At 64.0% G+C, this 20,064-nt stretch carries 19 protein-coding genes and 1 pseudogene; 6 read left to right on the top strand and 14 right to left on the bottom strand.

Going from position 1 to position 20,064, the window contains the following annotated elements:
* Positions 1-14 precede the first annotated feature (14 nt).
* The gene (locus GWG67_RS22485) at positions 15-3,152 is read right to left on the bottom strand and encodes an efflux RND transporter permease subunit (protein WP_275171470.1); all 3,138 of its coding nucleotides are present in this window, start codon (positions 3,150-3,152) and stop codon (positions 15-17) included.
* A 179-nt stretch (positions 3,153-3,331) separates the two neighbouring features.
* Complete coding sequence (locus tag GWG67_RS22480; protein WP_275171468.1) at positions 3,332-4,438, bottom strand: efflux RND transporter periplasmic adaptor subunit; 1,107 nt, start codon at positions 4,436-4,438, stop codon at positions 3,332-3,334.
* A 140-nt stretch (positions 4,439-4,578) separates the two neighbouring features.
* On the opposite strand from GWG67_RS22480, the gene GWG67_RS22475 reads away from it, so the two are divergent.
* Positions 4,579-4,827 (top strand): antitoxin MazE family protein, encoded by a 249-nt coding sequence (locus GWG67_RS22475; RefSeq protein WP_342761054.1) that lies wholly within the window; start codon positions 4,579-4,581, stop codon positions 4,825-4,827.
* A gap of 117 nt (positions 4,828-4,944) precedes the next feature.
* On the opposite strand, the gene GWG67_RS22470 is transcribed toward GWG67_RS22475, so the two are convergent.
* Positions 4,945-6,276, bottom strand: coding sequence for an MFS transporter (locus tag GWG67_RS22470; protein WP_275171464.1), 1,332 nt, complete (start codon positions 6,274-6,276; stop codon positions 4,945-4,947).
* A 79-nt stretch (positions 6,277-6,355) separates the two neighbouring features.
* On the opposite strand from GWG67_RS22470, the gene GWG67_RS22465 reads away from it, so the two are divergent.
* Complete coding sequence (locus GWG67_RS22465; RefSeq protein ID WP_275171463.1) at positions 6,356-6,784, top strand: DUF2809 domain-containing protein; 429 nt, start codon at positions 6,356-6,358, stop codon at positions 6,782-6,784.
* A gap of 92 nt (positions 6,785-6,876) precedes the next feature.
* Here the strand turns inward: GWG67_RS22465 and GWG67_RS22460 are convergent, their stop codons facing one another.
* The 3 genes and pseudogenes from GWG67_RS22460 to GWG67_RS22450 all read right to left on the bottom strand — a co-directional run bounded on the left by GWG67_RS22460 (position 6,877) and on the right by GWG67_RS22450 (position 8,768).
* Positions 6,877-8,040 (bottom strand): winged helix-turn-helix domain-containing protein, encoded by a 1,164-nt coding sequence (locus GWG67_RS22460; RefSeq protein ID WP_275171462.1) that lies wholly within the window; start codon positions 8,038-8,040, stop codon positions 6,877-6,879.
* A gap of 114 nt (positions 8,041-8,154) precedes the next feature.
* Positions 8,155-8,403 carry a hypothetical protein gene (locus tag GWG67_RS22455; protein WP_275171806.1) on the bottom strand — a complete coding sequence of 83 codons (249 nt, stop codon included), beginning with the start codon at positions 8,401-8,403 and terminating at the stop codon, positions 8,155-8,157.
* A 120-nt stretch (positions 8,404-8,523) separates the two neighbouring features.
* Positions 8,524-8,768, bottom strand: a pseudogene (locus GWG67_RS22450) (hypothetical protein).
* A gap of 505 nt (positions 8,769-9,273) precedes the next feature.
* On the opposite strand from GWG67_RS22450, the gene GWG67_RS22445 reads away from it, so the two are divergent.
* On the top strand, positions 9,274-9,915 hold the full coding sequence (locus GWG67_RS22445) for an OmpA family protein (protein WP_275171461.1): 642 nt from the start codon (positions 9,274-9,276) through the stop codon (positions 9,913-9,915).
* A 56-nt stretch (positions 9,916-9,971) separates the two neighbouring features.
* On the opposite strand, the gene GWG67_RS22440 is transcribed toward GWG67_RS22445, so the two are convergent.
* Positions 9,972-11,402 carry a glycosyltransferase family 39 protein gene (locus GWG67_RS22440; protein ID WP_275171460.1) on the bottom strand — a complete coding sequence of 477 codons (1,431 nt, stop codon included), beginning with the start codon at positions 11,400-11,402 and terminating at the stop codon, positions 9,972-9,974.
* A gap of 51 nt (positions 11,403-11,453) precedes the next feature.
* Here GWG67_RS22440 and GWG67_RS22435 point away from each other — a divergent pair, with 51 nt between their 5' ends.
* Both GWG67_RS22435 and GWG67_RS22430 read left to right on the top strand, forming a co-directional pair.
* Positions 11,454-12,155: a FecR family protein gene (locus GWG67_RS22435; RefSeq protein WP_342761053.1), complete on the top strand. Its 702-nt coding sequence runs from the start codon at positions 11,454-11,456 to the stop codon at positions 12,153-12,155.
* Between the two features lie 2 nt (positions 12,156-12,157).
* Complete coding sequence (locus GWG67_RS22430; RefSeq protein WP_275171457.1) at positions 12,158-13,318, top strand: hypothetical protein; 1,161 nt, start codon at positions 12,158-12,160, stop codon at positions 13,316-13,318.
* 158 nt (positions 13,319-13,476) lie between these two features.
* Here GWG67_RS22430 and GWG67_RS22425 read toward each other — a convergent pair whose 3' ends face one another.
* The 3 genes from GWG67_RS22425 to GWG67_RS22415 all read right to left on the bottom strand — a co-directional run bounded on the left by GWG67_RS22425 (position 13,477) and on the right by GWG67_RS22415 (position 15,079).
* Positions 13,477-13,965 carry a VOC family protein gene (locus GWG67_RS22425; protein ID WP_275171456.1) on the bottom strand — a complete coding sequence of 163 codons (489 nt, stop codon included), beginning with the start codon at positions 13,963-13,965 and terminating at the stop codon, positions 13,477-13,479.
* Between the two features lie 41 nt (positions 13,966-14,006).
* A complete protein-coding gene (locus GWG67_RS22420; protein ID WP_275171455.1) occupies positions 14,007-14,435 on the bottom strand; it encodes a VOC family protein in 429 nt (142 codons plus the stop codon).
* 131 nt (positions 14,436-14,566) lie between these two features.
* Complete coding sequence (locus GWG67_RS22415) at positions 14,567-15,079, bottom strand: cupin domain-containing protein (RefSeq protein WP_275171454.1); 513 nt, start codon at positions 15,077-15,079, stop codon at positions 14,567-14,569.
* Positions 15,080-15,206: 127 nt separating this feature from the next.
* Between GWG67_RS22415 and GWG67_RS22410 the strand changes: the two genes are divergently transcribed.
* Entirely contained in the window at positions 15,207-15,425 is a 219-nt protein-coding gene (locus tag GWG67_RS22410; RefSeq protein ID WP_275171453.1) for a CsbD family protein, read from the top strand.
* Positions 15,426-15,482: 57 nt separating this feature from the next.
* On the opposite strand, the gene GWG67_RS22405 is transcribed toward GWG67_RS22410, so the two are convergent.
* From GWG67_RS22405 to GWG67_RS22390, 4 genes are read right to left on the bottom strand one after another with little or no spacing between them, the layout of a single operon-like run.
* Positions 15,483-15,947 (bottom strand): FKBP-type peptidyl-prolyl cis-trans isomerase, encoded by a 465-nt coding sequence (locus GWG67_RS22405; protein ID WP_007606926.1) that lies wholly within the window; start codon positions 15,945-15,947, stop codon positions 15,483-15,485.
* A gap of 60 nt (positions 15,948-16,007) precedes the next feature.
* Positions 16,008-18,299, bottom strand: coding sequence for a xanthine dehydrogenase family protein molybdopterin-binding subunit (locus GWG67_RS22400; RefSeq protein WP_275171452.1), 2,292 nt, complete (start codon positions 18,297-18,299; stop codon positions 16,008-16,010).
* A 2-nt stretch (positions 18,300-18,301) separates the two neighbouring features.
* Positions 18,302-19,318: a xanthine dehydrogenase family protein subunit M gene (locus GWG67_RS22395; protein ID WP_275171451.1), complete on the bottom strand. Its 1,017-nt coding sequence runs from the start codon at positions 19,316-19,318 to the stop codon at positions 18,302-18,304.
* Between the two features lie 4 nt (positions 19,319-19,322).
* Complete coding sequence (locus tag GWG67_RS22390; RefSeq protein WP_275171450.1) at positions 19,323-19,937, bottom strand: (2Fe-2S)-binding protein; 615 nt, start codon at positions 19,935-19,937, stop codon at positions 19,323-19,325.
* Positions 19,938-20,064 lie beyond the last annotated feature (127 nt).

Raw genomic sequence — 20,064 nt, 5'->3', positions numbered from 1 at the left:
CAGTTTATCTTCACTTATTCAGCCGCCTCAGCAAGCGGAATTGCGTGCTGGTCATCGCTCCCATGCTGCGGCGCGGCAGGCTGCTCAGGCGTGCCCGCCTCATCCAGGCTCTTGCGGAACCAGAGGGCGTAGAGGCCCGGCAGGTACAGCAGCGTGAGGAAGGTCGCAACGAACAATCCGCCCATGATGGTGATGGCCATCGGCCCCCAGAACGCCGAGCGCGACAGCGGGATCATGGCGAGGATGGCGGCGAGCGCCGTCAGCACCACCGGGCGGGCCCGGCGGACGGTGGCCTCGACGATCGCCTCGCGGCGGGTCAGGCCGTGCGAGACGTCGGTCTCGATCTGATCGACCAGGATCACGGCGTTGCGCATGATCATGCCGGCGAGCGCGATCAGGCCGAGCAGCGCCACGAAGCCGAACGGGGCGTTGGCGATGTTGAGCCCGAAGGAGGCGCCGACAATGCCGAGCGGCGCGGTGAGGAACACCAGGATCAGGCGCGAGAAGCTCTGCAGCTGGAACATCAGCAGCGTCAGCATCACCATGACCATCAGCGGGAAGAGAATGAAGATCGAGGCGTTGCCCTTGGCGGATTCCTCGAACGCGCCGCCCGCCTCGATGCGGTAGGCCGGCTCGAGATTGTCCTTGATCGCCTTCAGCTTCGGCGCGATCTGGCCGGTGACGTCGGGCGCCTGCACGCCGTCGACGACGTCGGAGCGCACGGTGATCGCCATGTCGCGGTTACGCCGCCACATGATCGGCTCCTCGTGGGCATACTCGATCTTGGCGATCTGCTGCAGCGGCACGGCAACGCCGTTGCGCGAGGTGATGGTGAGATCGCCGACTGCGCCGAGGTCGAGCCGCTCGGACGACACGGCGCGCGCGACCACGCCGACCTTCTCGATGCCGTCGCGCACGGTCGTCACCTGTGAGCCCGAGATCAGCATCGACAGCGCCTGCGACACGTCCTGCGGGGTCAGGCCCATGGCGCGGGCGCGGTCCTGGTCGACGACGAGCTTGAGGTAAGGCGACTGCTCGTTCCAGTCGAGCTGGACGTCCTTGACGCTCTTGTTCTGCCGCATGACGTCGCGGACCTGGTAGGCGATCTCGCGCACCTTGTTGGCGTCGGGTCCGATGACGCGAAACTGCACGGGAAAACCAACGGGAGGACCGAAATTGAAGCGGTCGACGCGCACGCGGGCTTCGTTGAGCGCGCCGTCGGCGACGGCGTTTTCAAGCTTGGCCTTAATGCGCTCGCGCGCCTCGACGCCCTTTGCGACGATGACGATTTCGGCAAAAGCCTCGTTCGGAAGCTGCGGATTGAGGCCGAGCCAGAAGCGCGGCGAGCCCTGCCCGACATAGGCCGTGTAGGTCTCGATGTCCTTGTCGTCCTTGAGCATGGTCTCGGCCTTCTTCACCGCCTTTTCCGTGACGTTGAAGGCGGTGCCCTCGGGCAGGCGAAGCTGCAGGAACAGCTCCGGACGCTCGGACAGCGGGAAGAACTGCTGCTGGACGTGGCCGAATCCGACGATCGAGGCGATGAAGACGCCGACAGTCGCAGCCACCACCGTAATGCGGTGGTTGACGCACCACTGCACGATGGCGCGCAGGCCCCGATACATGCGGGTCTCGTAGACCGCGTGCGGATCGTGATTGTGGTGCACCTTGATGTTGGGCAGCAACATGACGCCGATATAGGGCGTGAAGATCACCGCCACGAACCAGGACGCGACCAGCGCGATCGCCACGATCCAGAAGATGCTGCCGGCATATTCGCCGACCGCGGAATTGGCAAAGCCGATGGGGAGGAAGCCAGCGGCCGTGACCAGCGTTCCCGTGAGCATCGGAAACGCAGTGGACTCCCAGGCAAAGGACGCCGCACGCATGCGGTCCCAGCCCTGCTCCATCTTCACCACCATCATCTCGACAGCGATGATGGCGTCATCCACCAGCAGGCCGAGCGCGATGATCAGCGCACCCAGCGTGATGCGGTGAAGGTCGAGCGACATCGTGTTCATGACGACAAAGACGATACCGAGCACCAGCGGCACCGACAACGCGACCACGATGCCGGTGCGCCAGCCGAGTGCCAGGAACGACACGAACAGCACGATGACGAGGGCTTCCATGAAGGAGTGCACGAACTCGCTGACGGCGTGCTCGACCACCTTGGGCTGGTCGGCGATCAGCTTGATGTCGACGCCCTGCGGCACCGCCTTCATGAATTCAGCCGTCGCCTTCTCGACCTCCTTGCCGAGATCGAGGATGTTGGCACCCTTGGCAGTGACGACGCCGATGCCGATCGCGGCCTTGCCTTCCTGGCGCACGATGAAGCTTGGCGGGTCGACATAGCCATGGGTGACGGTGGCGATGTCGCCGAGACGGAACACGCGGCCGTTGCTCTCGACCGGGGTTTCGGCGACGGCCTTGGCGCCGTCGAGCGCACCGGTCACGCGCAGCGGCACGCGTTGCGACGAGGTCTCGACCGTACCGGCCGGAGTCACATTGTTCTGCTTGGCGAGCGAATCGAACAGCGCCTGCGGCGTGATGCCGAGCGTGGCGAGCTTGGCATGGCTGAACTCGACGAAGATGCGCTCATCCTGGTTGCCGTAGACGTCGACCTTGGTCACGCCCGGCACCTTCAGGAGGCGCTGACGGAAACCCTCAGAGACCTTCTTGAGCTGGGCGTAGTCGGCGCCGTCGCCGGTCATCATGTAGAGGATGGAATCGACGTCGGAGAACTCGTCGTTGACGACGGGTCCCAAAATCCCCGAGGGCAGCTGGCCCTGCACGTCGGCCAGCTTCTTGCGCAACAGATAAAAGAGATACGGCACGTCCTTCGGCGGCGTGGAATCGCGGAAGGTCACCTGGAGCGCGGTGAAGCCCGGCTTGGAATAAGTCTGGACCTTCTCGAAGTAAGGCAGCTCCTGGATCTTCTTCTCGATGGGATCGGCGACCTGCGCCTGCATTTCCTGCGCGGTCGCGCCCGGCCACAGCACGGAGACGTTGACCACCTTCACCGTGAAGAAGGGATCCTCGGCGCGGCCGAGCTTCTGATAGGAGAAGAACCCGGCGACGCCGAGAATGAGCATCAGGAACAGGATCAGCGTCGGATGGCTGACGGCCCAGGCCGAAAGATTGAAGCGCTTCATCGCACTCTCCAAAGAGATCCGGTTGCAAAAAAACGACAGCCACTCTGTTCAATGCGTCGTCGCGAGGCAGCGAAGCAATCCAGGGGGCTGGGCAGGTTCTGGATCGCTTCGCCGCTTCAGCCAAAGCATTTGCGCTTGGGCCGAAACTCACCTCACACGACGTAACTCGTAAGCGAGACTTAAAAGGACAGTGACGAGACGATCCGCACCCTCTGGCTTGGATCGAGCTTCTGCACACCGAGAGCGACGATCTTGGCGCCCTCTTCGACACCGCCGGTGATGACGACGTCGTTGCTCTCATAGGACTTCACCGCGACCGGCTTCAGCGTGACCGCGCCGTTGTCGTCGACGACGTAGAAGGACGGCTTGCCGCCTTCGTTGAACAGCGCCGACAGCGGCAGCCGCGCGACGCGCTCGGTGGCGGCGTCCGACAGCGTCAGCGTCGCAGTCATGCCGAGCGAAACCTTGTCGTCGGCCTCGGGTAGCGAGAACTTTGCGAGATAGGTGCGCGTGGCAGGATCCGCGGTGGGCGCGATCTCGCGCAGCTTGGCTGTATATTTCTTGCCCGGCTCCGACCAAAGAGTGACACTGGCGGCGCCCGATTTGGCACGTCCGACCAGCGTCTCAGGGATCGCGACGACCGCTTCCTTTTCGGCAAAGCGGGCGACGCGGATCGAGGTCTGGCCCGCGGAGACCACCTGGCCAGGCTCGATCAGCGTTGCGGTGACGACGCCACGGGCGTCGGCGTTGAGCGTCGCGTAGGAAAGGGAATTCTTGGTCAGTTCAACCGAGCGCTCGGCCCGGTTCAGGCGGGCGCGGGCCTCATCGGCGGCGGCGCGGCTCGAATCCAGCTGCGCATCGGTGGTCCAACCCTTGGCCTTCAAATCCTTGGCGCGCTGCTCGGCGGCGGCGGCCTGAGCCAGCACGCCGGTCGCAGCGCTCTGCTCGGCGACGGCCTGCTCGGCCTGGAGCTTCAGGTCGACCTCATCGAGGGTCGCGAGGGGCTGACCGATCTCGACGGTCTGGCCGACTTCGACGAGACGCTTGGCGACCTTGCCGGCGACCCGAAAGCCCAGATCGCTCTCGATCCGCGGCCTGATGGTGCCGACGAAGCTGCGCTCGGGCTTTTCGGCATCGTAGTGGGCGGTGGCGACGAGAACCGGCCGCGGCGGCTCCGCCTTTTCAGCGACGGTGTCATTGCACCCAGCGAGAGCGGCAGCCATCAACGCCAGCGAAACACCGGCGAAGAGCTTGGAATAGCTGGACAAAACGGTTCGGACGAACATCGGAGGACACTCCCTCGGCTGCAATGAGAGGAATGTCGACTAATCACTGATAAAAGTCAATAATCGTCAGTCATCAGGAAAGCGTGATCGTTAAGGGGTGGTAAGAATGACAGTCAGCTCTAACGGAGCGGGACGCCACAATGTTATTGGTCCCGCCGGAGGTCCTTATGGCGAAGCCATCACGCGATAGTACTCGGGAAGATCGACGGCAACTCCGAGCGCGGGGGCTCCGGCCGATCGAGACTTGGGTCCCGGATGTTACCTCAGCATCATTTCGGGCGGAGGCACATCGGCAGTCGCTTGCCGTCGCCACGAGCACTGGTGCCGATGAGGATCAGGCGTTCATCGATGCCGTTTCTGATTGGCGCGGGGACATCGAGCCTAAATAGCCAGTGGATAGATTCTGCCGTCGCTATCCATCTGGCCACTGACGTAGAAACCTCCAGATAGATGGTGGGCACGGCGCGCGAAGAACGCGCCTTTGCCCACCCTACGCAACTAGCCCCTCACCGCCCCTGCTCGACAAACTCGTGCTTGCTGTCGTGGCCGCCGATGAAGACCAGGATGCCGGCGATCAACGGCAGCACCGCGAGCACGAGCAGTCCGGTCGAGGTCTGGCCGGTGGCTTCCTTGACCCAGCCGATCAGATACGGCCCACCGAAGCCGGCGAGATTGCCGATCGAGTTGATCAAGGCGATGGCGCCGGCCGCCGCCGTGCCGGACAGCCAGGCGGTCGGCAAGGTCCAGAACACGCCGAAGCAGCAGAACACGCCGATCGCGGCGATTGTCAGCACGATCATCGTCAGGGTGGGGTCGGTGAGATAGCTGGAGACGCCGAGCGCGAGGGCGGTGAGCAGCAACGGCGCGCCGACATGCATCACGCGCTCGCGCGTGGCATCGGAATGCCGAGCCCACAGGATCATCGCGATGGTGCCGAACAGATACGGGATCGCGGTGACAAATCCGGTCTGGGCGTTGGTGAGGCCGAACGCCTTGACGATCTGCGGCAGCCAGAACTGCATGCCATACAGCGCCCCGACGAAGCCGAAATAGACCAGGCTCAGCATGATCACCTTCGGTGAGGTCAGCGCTTCACTAAGCGACAAATGCTTCACCGCCTGCTTGGCCGCGATCTCGGCATCGAGCTTGGTCTTGAGCCAGGCCTTCTGCTCGGCCGAGAGCCAATCCGCCTTCTCCGGCCTGTCGGTGAGATAGAACCAGGTGACGATGCCGAGCAGCACGGAGGGAATGCCCTCGATGATGAACAGCCACTGCCAGCCCTTCAGGCCCATGGCGCCGTCGAGCCCGAGCAGCAGGCCCGAGACCGGTGCGCCGATCACGGTGGAGACCGGCACGGCGATGGCGAAGGCCGCGAGGAAGCGGGCGCGATATTCGGCCGGATACCAATAGGTGAGATAGAGAATGATGCCGGGGAAGAAGCCGGCCTCGGCGACGCCGAGCAGGAAGCGCAGCACGTAGAAGCTCGTGACGCCGCTCGTGAGCGCCATCAGCGCCGAGATGATGCCCCAGGTCACCATGATGCGGGCGATCCAGCGGCTGGCGCCGAACTTCTCCAGCGCCAGATTGCTCGGCACCTCGAAGATGAAATAGCCGATGAAGAAGATGCCGGCGCCCCAGGAGAAGATCAGCGGCGTGAATTTCAGCTCGGCATTCATGGTCAGCGCGGCGAAGCCGAGATTGACGCGGTCGAGATAGGAGAAGAAGTAGGCCAGCACCAGGAACGGGATCAGGCGCCACGAGATGGCGCGGATCGTCGAGGTCTCGATTTCCGACTTGGCTGCGCCGGTCGAACCGGCATAGGTCGTAGTCTGGCTCATGGCTTCCCCCGGGGTTGTTGCTTTTATGGGCTGATGCGGGGTTTTGAGGATCGCCGCGAAAGAGTCAATGGAGCAAGCAATGCATCAGGCGCAACCGGTCAAACCCATTGCGCCGCTTCGGACATCGCTGATCCGCGCCGGGCTGGCGCTGGTCGTGATCGCATGTGGATTGTCGTTGCGCTGGTACGGCTTTCCGCTCGGGCTCCCCGCCTTCGTGGTGAAGTATGGCGGCTCGCTGCTATGGGCGACCATGGTGTTTCTGCTGGTCGGGGTTTTACTGCCACGGCTGTCACGGACACAGATCGCAGCCATCGCGGCGGCGATCGCGATCGCTGTTGAGTTTTCCCGGCACGTCCATACGCCATGGCTCGATGCGTTCCGGCTAACGACGGCCGGTGCGCTGCTGCTGGGGCGCATCTTCTCGCCGTGGAACTTGCTGGCTTATGCGGCCGGGATCGCGTTCGGCGTTTGGATTGATCGGCTCGCCAAGGTGCGTAGGGTGGGTTAGCGCAGCGTAACCCACCACTGTTTGTCTCCGCGGAAGTGAAAGAGGTGGATTACGCTTCGCTAATCCACCCTACAGACCGACGAGGGCGCATCTCACTCCGCCAATTGAAACTTTTCAAAACGATCGAGTTCCTCCTCGATCTCCCGTTTCAGCTCCTTGCGCCGCACGGTCTTCTTCCCCTCGCCGACCCAGGTCCATTTCTGCATCAACAGCTTCTTCGCCTGGCGGTCGGTCTTCAGATCGAGCGCGGCGACGATCTCATCGCCGACCAGTACGGGCAGCGCGAAATAGCCGAGCTTGCGTTTGGCCTTCGGCACATAGGCCTCGAACAAATGGTTGTAGCCGAAAATGAGATTGGTGCGCTTGCGCTGGATGATCAGCGGATCGAACGGCGAGAGGATGTGGACGAGATCCGGCGGCGCGCGCTCGCCGGGCTCGAGCACAGCCGGCGGTGCCCAGTGCGCCTGCTTGCCGGCCCCGTCGATGGCGACAGGCACGAGCTCGCCACGGCGGACGCGCGAGGCGATCAGCGCAGCCACCGCCGTCTTGCGCGGCGCGTTGAGATGGCAGACCGAATCGAGGCTCACGACACCTTGCGATCGCAGCGCGCGGTCGAGCAGATACGCCGTAATGTCCTTTGCCGACGCGGGCTTCGGCAGCCTGTCCCAGCTGAAATGGCGCGTCATCAGCTCATAGGTCTTGAGCATGCCCTGGCGCTCGCTGATGGTCACGGCACCCGTATAGAAGGCGAGCTGCAACGCCCGCTTCGAGGGCTTTCGGCTTTGCCAGAGATGCTCCTTCGCGGTGAGCACGTCGTCCTCGATGTCGCGGATCGTCAGCGGGCCGGCGCGCACCAGCCGCATCACCTTGCGCATGTCGGCAGGCTTCACCGAGGCGAACCATTTGTGCCCCTCACGCCGGTGCTCGCGCATTGCCGGCAGGAAGAAGCGGAAGTCACCGGCCGGCACATAAGAGAGCGCATGCGTCCAATATTCAAAGACGCTCTTGTCGACGCTCTGGGCGTGGCGCAGGTCGGCGCGGCGGTAGGACGGGATGCGGCTGAACAGGATGTGGTGATGGCAGCGCTCGATCACATTGATGGTGTCGATCTGCACATAGCCGAGATGGGCGACCGCGTCGGCGACGGCTTGCGCGCCGTCACCGAACGGCGCGCGCTCGTCCAGCCGCTGGGCATGAAGCCAGATTTGCCGGGCCTGTGTCGTGGTGAGTGGAATCGGTTTGGGCGCGCGGGACATTGCGGAATGCAGTGTAGCGGGATTCGCATCCAGGCAAGAAGCCGATCCAGGAGCGGACAAGGAAAAACCGCGCCGCCATCTGCTGACAGCGCGGTTGGAAGGCGCGAGCCGCGCCTACTTCATCGACATCGCCTTCTGCGCCTTCATGTAATGCATGCAGGCGCTTTTCATCTTGCCATTGCTCATGTCGGTGTTGGCCATGGCCATTTCCTTGTTCATGGCCGTCTTGGCCGGCGTATCCGCCGTGCCGCCCATCATGGCGGCGGACTTCATCATATTATCGCTCGTGCACGCCATCATGGCGGCCGATGCAGGGGAAATGGCGAACGCAACCAAAGCCGCGGCTGTGAGCAAGATTTTCATCGAAAAGTCTCCTCCGTAAAACGAAACCGGCGTCATGCCGGCCTCCGCAATTACGTATTCTCTGGCGAAGACGTTTCGTGGAGAAGACAATTTTCTTGCTGCGGTGCGAAGGCGGAGGGCTCAGCGGCCAGCTTTCGGGGCTCTGGATCGGCGCCAACGCTGCCTGTTGCGACATCGGGTTCGCACGAGGCCTTGCCGCGCTCCTCCGCCTGGCAGCGATAGACATTGCCGGTGAGACGATCGACCAGCCACATGTTCTCGTCCGTCGGCGCTCCAAGCCCGACATAGCGGGAGGTCAGCCCCGTGATCAGCGTCGACAGCAGGATCGCCACCGCGATCATCGCCGCGCCGATGTAAATGGGCATGGAGCTCAGGGATACGGTCCGATCCGGCGGGCCACTGCGATAGAACTGGTAATCACTTGGCCTCGGCACTGGATGGAACTCGGCTCCCTTCGTTGCCCTTGTCGGAGGCTCCGCCCTAGGCGTCCATCTGGCCGAAAAATTGTCCGCAGACAGGCCATCACGCGACGGCTTTGCGACAATCGGTCAGCGCAGGTTTCCCTGAGTGAACCGGGCCCCACCCCGAGCGGCACCTGGGCGCGGCGGTCCTCAGTGATGCGGATCACGACAGGACTGCGACGGCTCGAACGCTCGCCGGGCAGCGTGCGACCACTCTGTTCACGCGTTAGCGTCCGTCCTCGGAGTGGACCGCGGGTCGGCCCTCGGTGAGCCCGAAACCGCTTGAAATTCGCTGCCGTGGCCCCGGAGGCCCAGTTTCCACCGTGACCAAGATCACACCAGGGCTTTTGAACCTGCCCTATGCTTGCAGCATCAAATAGCCATCAGGCGTCACAACGAGGATACGACAATGACTAGTTTCAATAAGTCTTTTGCACTGAAGGCGATGACCCTCTCGGCAGTTCTGTCGATGACGGCCGGCCTGGCTATGGCCGGCGACGGCAATGTCTCTACCAACCAGATCCTGGATGCATTGAAGCCGAAGCCGGCGACCCGCGGCCTGTCCGCAGGTCCGCAGGTCGATCCGGCGGTGCAGGCCAAGGAATCGACGTTCCTGAACACCGTGCGCAACCGCTCGACGCGGTCGCTGTCGACGGGCGAGCGCGAGCAGATTGCCGAGCTCGCCGCGACCAAGCCGAAGATCGATCTGGAGATCCAGTTCGACTACAACTCGGCCGACATCGCCAAGACGTCGGTGCCGTCGGTGCAGGCGCTCGGCAAGGCGCTGTCCGATCCCTCGCTGAAGGGCTCGACCTTCGTGGTCGCCGGCCACACCGATGCGGTCGGCACCGAGGGATACAATCAGGGGCTCTCCGAGCGGCGGGCCGACACCATCAAGAAATACCTGGTGCAGAACTACGGCCTCACCGGCACCGACCTCGTCACCGTCGGCTACGGCAAGACCAAGCTGAAGGACACCGCCAACGGCGCCGACCCGATCAACCGCCGCGTCCAGGTCGTGAACATGGACACCCAGACCGCGTCGAAGTAATTCTCGGTCATCGCCAATAAAGACGCCGCCTGCCGTTCCCCCGGCAGGCGGCGATATCATATCCAGCTTTGGAAGAGCATCAGCCGGTTGAAGGTCTGCATCGTCGTGCCGACGAAGGCCGCCGAGATCGGCAGCATGGCGACAAAGCCTGCTGCCGCGACCGCGACATAGGCCCACAACAGCCAGCGTGGCAGACCGCCCCGGCGCAGCACGTAGACCAGTGCGAGCGACGCCACGGTCGCAGCCGGCAGATAGTAATAGATGAAGGCGAGCGTACGAGGCAGCAACGCCCAGGCAAGCCAGCACCCGAAATAGAAGACCGCGATCAGGAACGCATCCCAGCGACGCGCAACGACGAAGTCGCGCAGCACGACGGCGAGCGCGGGCAGCGCCGGCCACAGCACCAGGGGATTACCGAGGAAGACGATCGCGGAGACATTGTCGTCCGCGCCCTTGTCGAACAGGAACCACACCGGGCGCGCGAGCAGCGGCCATGACGGCCAGGCGCTCATATAAGTGTGTCCGGCGATGGCAGTGGTGGTGTTGTCGGCGAAGATCCGACGTTGCGCCTCGACCAGATCCGACAACGACACGCCGTGGAGCGGGACGAAGGCCGCAAGATATGTCGCCGCGGGCAGGACGGTGAAGCAGAGCACGACGTGATGTAATCTGAAGTCGGGCCAGAGATCGGGCCGGTACCAATCCCCCGGCTTCGCGTCGGCAAACAGAGTGCGCCAGCCCTGCATCAGGCGGATCACCGCGACGATGACGATGCAGATTCCGAGCGGAAACAGGCCGCTCCATTTGCAGGCCGCAGCACAGCCGAACAGGCTGCCGGCAGCCGCGAACAATGCGTGGGGACGATCCTTTCGAAAGCCGTGCATGAAGGCGGCAATCGCGAGCAGGCCGAAGCCGAGTGCAAAAATGTCGAGCATCGCGATGCGCGCCTGCACGTACAGCATCTGGTTGCAGCCGGCGATCAGCGCGGCGGCGATCGCGGGCCCTTGCGCGGCAAACAGCGCGAGTCCGCACAGATAGATCGCGACGATCGCGAGCGCGCCGAACAACGTCGCGGGATAGCGCCAGCCCAGCGCGGTGTCGCCGAAGGCCGCGATCGAAAGCGCGATCAGCTCTTTCGCCAATGGCGGATGCATCGGATTGAGCATCGGTTGCGACACCGCTGGTGCCAGCATCTGCCGCGCCGCCGGCACATAGTGCACTTCGTCGAAGACGAACTTCTCCGGCGTCGTCAAGCCGATCAGCAGCGCGAGATGCGCGACCAGGAAAATCGCGACAGCAATCACTGCGCTCCGCGACACCTTCGGAACCGCGGGCAAGTCAAGTTGCGCTTGTGGAGATGTTTTGCGTGGCAAATTTGCGTCACCGCGGAGAATAATAGAGATCGCGGTTTTCATTGAACGCATTCTGCCGCAACTGTCACTAAGCATAACGCAGGTCCCGCGGCGCTTGTGATAATTCCGCCACATCGCAAGCGCGCGTGATCCGGTACGATCAGGGACACATCGATCGGTTGCGAAATGAATTTGCGTTTCTGGCTTTTCTCCACGCTCTTCTCGACTGCCTTGTGCGTGGCCCCTTGCGCCCAGGCGCAGACGCGCGTCGGTGAAGCCGTCGTGATCCAGAATGAAGTGGTTCGCGTAGCCGCGACCACGACGCCGATCAGCGTCGGCGACAGCATGCTCCGCGACGAGACCGTGCGCACCGGCGCCGGCAGTGCGGCGCGCTTCGTGATGGCGGACAGCACCAATCTGTCGCTCGGTCCGAGCGCCACGCTCAAGCTCGACCGCACGGTCTTCAACGACGAGCACAGCTATCGCGACGTCGCGATCCGCATGACGACCGGCGCATTCCGTTTCGTTACCGGACATTCCGAGAAGACCGCCTACAAGATCACGACGCCGCTCGCGACCATCGGCGTGCGCGGCACCACACTCGATATCCTCTCCCAGCGCGGCCGCTCGGTCGTCGTGCTGCAGGACGGCGCCGCCAGTGTCTGCACGACGAGCCAACAGTGCGTGCAGCTCACCCAGCCCGGCGACACCGCAATCATCACCTCGACCGGCGGCAAGATCTCTATCAGTAAAACCAATACGCCGCCCTGGACCTTTGCCGCGACCTGCGCCGCGAGCGCGGGACTGTGCGCGGTCAACCAATATGCGGATGCCTCGCCGACCATCACGCCCGCCGTCCATGACGACGGCATGCTGTGCGGGCGCTGACGATGGAAGTATTCAACGTCAGGCGCTTCATCCTCGCGAGCGTGCTGACCGCCGTGGCCGCGTTTGCGTTTGTCGCGGTCGAGGCCCCTCCGGCGGCAGCCGCCACGGCGTGCGAGTCCGAGTGCGCAGGGTCGACGCCCACCCCGGCGCCGAGCTATTCACCCTCGCCGACCCCGACCTACAGCCCCTCGCCCTCGCCCAGCCCCTACCCGTCATCGTCGCCGAGCCCTTATCCGTCCTCCTCGCCCAGCCCGACGCCGACGCCGACCGGCGCGGATTCCAGCGGCGGCTCGATCGGCGGCCTCGCCAACCAGCGCTTCAACCAGATGATCACCAACCGGGTGCTCGGCACGGTGCTGCTCGGCGTCAACGAGCAGGTCAATTGCAGCAACTGCGTCAGCGCATTCGGCTCCGCCGGCTCGTTTTCGGCGGGCATCCACGGCCGCAAGGAGCTGACCAATAATCTGTCGCTGCTCGCCGGCATCGCCTACACGCAGTACAGCGAGGGCGGCTACAACATCACCAGCGCGCCGATCGGTGCGTTCGCGCTGCGCTATGACTTCACCGACTGGGGCTCGTCGCGTCCGTTCTTCGACGTCGGCACGATCCTGACGCCGTGGGAGAAGGCGCGTTACACCCGCAGCTACAACACCAGCCTCGGCCCGGTGAGTGTCACGAGTTCGACCAACGCCGCGAACTACGCCGTCTACGGCCGCGCCGGCTGGATAAGCCGCGTGTCGCCCCGCGACGAGGTCGCCGCCTCGATCGAGGTCTGGCAGCTCTGGCAGCGCGTCTCGGGCTACACCGACAGCGCAGTGGCGTTCAATCCGTTCGACGCCAGCATCGCGACCGGCACCGACCGCACCAGCCTGGTCAAGATCGGCGGCCAGTGGACGCATCTCTACGGCAGCAATATCGAGGCCAACATCAACGGCGGCTGGGTGCAGTCATTCGCTGGCCATAGCGGCATCGTCGCCACCGTGACCGGCGACGGCGTGGTGGTGCCGACCATGGGCAACCAGGGCTGGTTCGAATATGGCGGCCGGCTCGGCTTCCGCTTGCAGAAGGGCTGGATCGTCGACCTGTTCGCCAACGGCACGCTCGGCCCGCAGCCAGTGGGTAACACCATCCATGGCGGCGTGGGGCTGCGGATCAATTACTAGCGGCGACCTTCGCCTCAAATTCCGCTGTCTTGCCCCGGCTCGACCGGGGCATCCACCAGTACGCCGCGGCCTATCGACTGACCAACGACCGTCTCGGCGTACTGGATCGCCCGGTCACGCCGGGCGATGACAGCGAGTATGTGGCAAGGGCACGCCCTTCACGCTGCCGACTTGCCCTCGAACGCGCGGCGCAAGGTCTCCACGTCCAGTTTCACCATCTTCATCATAGCCTGCATCGCGCGTGCGGCAGCCGCCTTGTCGGGGCTCGAGAGGAATTCGAACATCACCTTCGGCACGACCTGCCATGACACGCCGTAGCGGTCGTGGAGCCAGCCGCACTGCTCTTCCTTGCCGCCATGGGCCAGGAAGGCATTCCAGACGCTGTCGACCTGGGCCTGATCGTCACAATGGATCATCAGCGAGAGCGCATGGGTGTATTCCATCTTCATGCCGCCGTTGAGCGCGACCAGGGGCTGTCCCGCCACCGTGAACTCGACGACGAGCACGGAGCCTTCCTTGCCGGACGGGCCATCTGAAACGTTGCGCTGAACATGAGTGATCGCCGAATTCGGCACGAGCGAGACGTAGAACTTCGCGGCTTCCTCGGCATCGCCATTGAACCACATGCAGGGAACGACCTTCGACATCGTGAATGCTCCTCTTCAGTTGTGATGTTCGCGCGCTTAGATCAGGCGTTCGCCATCTCGGACTGCGCCGCGAAGGCTGCCATGTCCATCCAGTTCACGCCCCACATGTGGCCGTCCGGATCCTCGAAGCTGCGGCCGTACATGAAACTGTATTCGTCCTTCGGGCTGGGATCGGCCACCCCGCCTGCAGCCTTGGCCCTGCTGACGATATCGTCGACTTCGGTCCGGCTGTCCGCGGACAGGCAGAACAGCGCCTGGTTTGAGGTCTTTGCGTCCGAGATCGGCTTCGGCGTGAACTGACGAAATTTCTCGTGGGTCGTCAGCATTGCGTAGATGGTCTCGGAAAAGACCATGCAGCTCGCTGTTTCATCGCTGAATTGCGGGTTCCTGGTCGCACCGACCGCCTCGTAAAAGGCAGTGGCGCGCTTGAGGTCGGTCACGGGCAGATTGACGAAAATCATCCTGGGCATCGGAGCTCCTTGGGCGGGGTTCTGCCCAAGGACGGACGGCCAAGCGGCGATCCGACACGGCTTCCGGATCTTTTTTGGACCCTTGCCTGCGAGGTTCTGTCGCACAGAACCCGCTGGCTTTCAGGCGACCCTCACTTCTTCTCGTTCGGGTCGCGGTGAATGGGATCGACCCACAGCACGGTCTCGGGCTTCTCGACCGGCTCGATGTCGAGGTTGATCGCGACCGCCTCGCCGTCGCTGCGCACCAGCACGCATTCCAGCACCTCGTCCGGGCTGGCGTTGATCTCCTGATGCGGCACGTAGGGCGGGACGAAAATGAAGTCGCCGGGACCGGCTTCCGCAGTGAATTGCAGGTTCTCGCCCCAGCGCATCCGCGCCTTGCCCTTCACCACGTAAATCACGCTTTCGAGATGGCCGTGGTGGTGCGCGCCGGTCTTGGCGTCGGGCTTGATGCTGACCGTGCCCGCCCACAATTTCTGCGCACCGACGCGCGCGAAATTGATCGCGGCCGCGCGGTCCATGCCCGCCGTCGACGGCACGTTGGTATCGAGCTGGTTGCCGGGAATGACGCGCACGCCATCATGTTTCCAGCGATCGTCGTGATCGTGGTCATGGTGGGAATGCGAATGGTCATGGCCGGTCATGGGACTTGCTTTCTGTTGGTTCCGTGTGCGGCAAACTAACCCAAAGCCGCGACATCGAGCCATAACAAAAACGGAACCCTCGTAGCCGCCGGACGTTGTCCTAGCGAGCAAACCGCAGGAGAGTTTCATGGGTAGCACGACCGACAAGATCAAGGGCACCGCAAACGAGGCAATGGGCAAGGCCAAGCAGGGCATCGGTGAAGCCACCGGGTCCGAGCGCCTGAAGGGTGAAGGTGCGGTCCAAGAAGTGAAGGGCAAGGGCCAGCAGGCCATGGGCGACGCAAAGGACGCCGCGAAGGACGCGGTCGATCGCGCCGCGGCTGCAGCCAAGCGCGCGACGGAATAACGGCGTCGCACTGAATGCGAAAAGACCGGCCGAGAGGCCGGTCTTTTTCTTGCGGGCTTACTTCACCCCGAGCAATTCCACATCGAACATCAGCGTCGCGTTCGGCGGGATCACGCCGCCTGCGCCGCGGGCGCCATAGCCGAGCTGCGGCGGAATGATCAGCGTGCGCTTGCCGCCGACCTTCATGGAGGCAACACCCTCGTCCCAGCCGGCGATAACGCGGCCCTTGCCGATCGGAAATTCGAACGGCTCGTTGCGGTCGACCGACGAGTCGAATTTCTTGCCCTTCTGGCCGTTCTCGTAGAGCCAGCCGGTGTAATGCATCACGCAGATCTGGCCCGGCTTGGGCGAAGCCCCGGTGCCGGCGACGCTGTCGGTGATCTGCAAACCTGAAGCTGTGGTCATGGTCTTCCCTGCGGTCTGGGCCGAGGCCGTGGTGGAAACGAAATCGGACACGCCGGCGATCACGGTGATCGCGAGTGCCGACATGATGGCGAGGAGCACGCGCTGTAAACGCTGCATAAGACACCTTCCGTTTGAGGCGCAAGGTGTCTAGCGCAACGCCGAGGCCGTTGCCACCCCTCACACCTCGATATTTTCGAGCCGCACGGGCAGCTTTCGGATGCGCTGGCCCGTGGCGTGATAGATCGCATTGCAGATCGCCGCATTGGTGCCGACATTGGCGAGCTCGCCGAGGCCCTTCACGCCTGCCGGGTTGATGTGATCGTCCTGCTCGGAGAGCAGGATCACCTCGACACCGGGGACGTCGGCACTCACAGGCACGAGATAGTCGGCAAGATTGTCGTTGACGTAGCGTGCATTGCGCTCGTCGATCTCGGTGGCTTCCAGCAGCGCCGAGGACATGCCCCAGATCAGGCCGCCCATGAGCTGGCTGCGTGCCGTGCGCGGATTCATGATGCGCCCGGCCGCGAACGCTCCCACCAGCCGGGGGCAGCGGATTTCATGGGTAAAGCGGTTGACGCGGACCTCGACGAACTCGGCACCGAAGGCGTAGGCGATCTTGTCCTTCATCTGATGGCCACCGACGAGCCGCGCGTGCCCGCTGTGCATCGCCGTGAAGGAATCCAGCGGCGCGCCTTCAGGCTTCCACTCGCCGTATTCCTCGACGATACCGACGCCGAGCGCGTCGAAGGCCTTCTCGATGTCGAGCGGACGATCACTCTTCGCCGCCTGGGTGCTCGGCGCCTGGCTGATGCCGACAGTCTCCTTGGCCTTGTCGGTGAGGCTGTCGCTCGGCATCACGGCCTTGAACAGCCTTTGACGAATCCGGTCGCACACCATCATCACCGCCGAGCAGGTGCTGGCAGTCGAGTTCGAACCGCCGGCAACAGGCGCCGGCGGTAGATCGCTGTCACCCAGGAAGACCGCGACCTTCTCCAGGGGGACGCCGAGCCGCTCGGCCGCGGTCTGGGCGATGACGGTATACGCACCGGTGCCGATCTCGTGACCGGCGATCTCGACCCGGGTACGGCCGTCGCGCTGGAGGCGGACGCGCGCGGCAGAGGGCGCCATCTGCGTCGGATAGCAGGTGGCGGCACAGCCATAGCCGACCAGCCAGTCGCCGTCGGACATCGATTTCGGCTGCGGCGAACGCTGCGACCAGCCGAACGCCTTCGCGGCCTCATCGAAGCACGCCATCAAGGACCGCGACGTATAGGGCTTGCCGCCGATCGGCTCGACATTGGTGTCGTTGATGCGGCGGAGCTCGACCGGGTCCATGTTCAGCTTCACCGCAAGCTCGTCCATCGCGCTCTCCAGCGCGAAGAGATACGGCACCTCCGGCGGTGAACGCATGAAGCCCGGCGTGTTGCGGTCGGCGCGCACGATCGACACCAGACTGGCGACGTTCGGGCAGGCATAGAGCCGCGTCGTCGTCTTGGTGCCACCGACGCAATAGGCATCCGGGCGCGACGAAACCTCCGCGCCGTCGTGCCTCAAAGCCACCAGCTTGCCGTCCCGACCCGCACCAAGCTTGATCTCATGGCGCGTCTCGGCGCGATGGGTCGCGATGGTGAAACCCTGGTCGCGCGTCGGCACCAGCTTGATCGGCCGGTTCAAGCGTTTGGCAATGCCGGCAATAATGGCGGTCCGCGGCGTCATCGAGCCGCGCGAACCAAAGCCGCCGCCGACATAGGGATTGACGACACGGACCTTGTCGGCGTCGATACCGAGCTGCTCGGCGACGCCGTTCTTCAGGCCATAGACATACTGGCTGCCCTCGTAGATGACGAGTTCGTCGCCCATCCAGGCACAACTCGTCGTAAACAGCTCCATCGGATTGTGGTGCTGGGTCGGCGTTTCATAGGAGGCGGTGAGCTTGACCTCGGCCGCGTCGAAGGCCTTAGCGAAATCGCCGACCTCCGGGTCTTCCTTGAACTGTGCGTTCTGACCCTTTGCCGCTGCCGTGGTTGTCCCCGGCGAATCGAAGCTCGCACTCGGCGCGACAGCCGTGTAGCTGACCTTGACGCGATTGGCGGCCTCGCGCGCCGCCTCGTAACTCTCGGCGATGACGACGGCGATGATCTGGCCGTCATGGGTGATGTCGGCCGATTTCAGCGGCTGGATCGTGGTGCCGGCATAGCCGCCATTGCTGAACAGTTTCGATTCCTTCAGCTTCGGGGCGTTCTCGTGCGTGACGATGTCGATTACGCCGCGGACCCGCCTGGCGTCGTCGAGATCGAAACTGTCGATGCGGCCCTTGGCGATGGCGCTGGTGACCAGGAATGCGTAGGCTGGATTGTCGAGCGGCATGTCGGACGCATATGTCGCCCGGCCCGTGACCTTTGCGGCCGCCTCGTAGCGCGGCACGGGCCGGCCCATGTTTGCTTTCGGCTCGGGAGCTGCAGCGGTCATGATCAGATCTCCATCGTTACGGCCTGCTGGAGCGCGCGCGCCACCACGCGCTTGCCGAGCGCGATCTTGAAGCCATTGTGCCGGCGGCCTTTGGCCTCGGCAAACGCGGCATCCGCCACACGCTGCGCCAGACCGTCGTCGAATTTCTGTCCCTTCAGCAGCGCCTCCGCCTCGCGCGCCCGCCACGGCACGGTGGCGACACCGCCGAGCGCGACACGCGCATCCCTGATCGTGCCATCATGCACGTCGAGCGCGACCGCAGCCGACGACAACGCAAACTCGTAAGACTGACGGTCGCGCGCCTTGAGATACACGGAGCGCGGCCAGCGGCCGGGAATGGAGAACGCAGAGATCAGCTCACCGGGCTGAAGCGTGGTCTCGATGTCGGGCGTCTTGCCAGGCGCCTTGTGCAAGTCCGCGAACGGCAGGCGGCGCGCGCCGGACCTGCCGGTGATCTCGACCATCGCATCCAGCGCGATCAGCGCCTGGGCAAAATCGCCGGGATAGGTCGCGATGCACTGATCGGACGTACCGAGCACCGCATGCACGCGATTGACGCCATCCATGGCGGCACAGCCCGAGCCAGGATTACGCTTGTTGCAATTCTCATAGGAGACATCACGGAAATAGCTGCAACGCGTTCGCTGCATCACGTTGCCACCGAGCGTCGCCATGTTGCGCAGCTGGGCGCTGGCGGCAAGTTTCAGGGAATTCGCGATCACTGGATAGTTGCGCTGGATCTCGGCATGCGCGGCCACGTCGGACATCTTCGCCAGCGCCCCGAGCCGCAAGCCGTCACTGCCGGGCTCGATCGCGGACCAGCTGCGCGCCAGCGGATTGATATCGACGATCGCGGCGGGCCGCATCACATCCAGCTTCATCAGATCGATCAGCGTGGTGCCGCCCGCGAGCGGCTGCGCTGTAGCCTTCGTCAGCGGGTTGTTCGCAGCCGCGGCGGCGCTGAGCGCCTGCAGGGCCATGTCGGGGTCTGTTGCCCTTTGATAGGAAAACGGTCGCATGCGCCTAGCCTTTCATGATCTCGGGCGCGGCCTGCTTCACGGCGGCGACGATGTTGGGATAGGCGGCGCAGCGGCATATGTTGCCGCTCATGTATTCGCGGATGTCGGCCTCGCTGCCCGCATGCCCCTCCTTGACGCAGGCCACGGCGGACATGATCTGGCCCGGCGTGCAATAGCCGCATTGAAACGCATCGTTGTCGACGAAGGCCTGCTGCATCGGATGCAAATGATCGTCGGTGGCAAGGCCCTCGATCGTCGTGATCTCCTGCCCCTCGGCCGCGAGCGCGAGCGTCAGGCACGACACCACGCGCCGATCGTCGATCAGGACCGTGCAGGCACCACACTGGCCATGGTCGCAGCCCTTTTTGCTGCCGGTGAGCTTGAGATGCTCCCGCAGCGCGTCGAGCACCGTCGTGCGCGCATCGATGCGCAGGCGCTTGTCCTTGCCATTGACCCGCAGCGTGACATCGACGGGGAGCGCCGGATCCTGGGCGGCCGACACGTTCGCATCCTGCGCGGCGGCACGCGCCGCCATAGGGACCAGCGCACTGCCGGCGGCCGCCGCGATGAAGGCGCGCCGATCGAATCCGGATGGTCCGGAACCTGGTTTTTCGGACATCGAGGGCCTCCGCCGCTTCGAGCAAAAGCAGCGCACGCCTGCACCGCTCATCGGCCCTTAACCTGAAGCAATGAGCTCCGTTCCGAACGAGAAAGGGCGACGCAGCAAATGCCGCGTCGCCCTTTGT

The organism is Bradyrhizobium sp. CSS354 (genome assembly GCF_029051725.1).
GTDB lineage: Bacteria > Pseudomonadota > Alphaproteobacteria > Rhizobiales > Xanthobacteraceae > Bradyrhizobium.
This window is presented reverse-complemented; position numbering and strand designations above follow the sequence as displayed.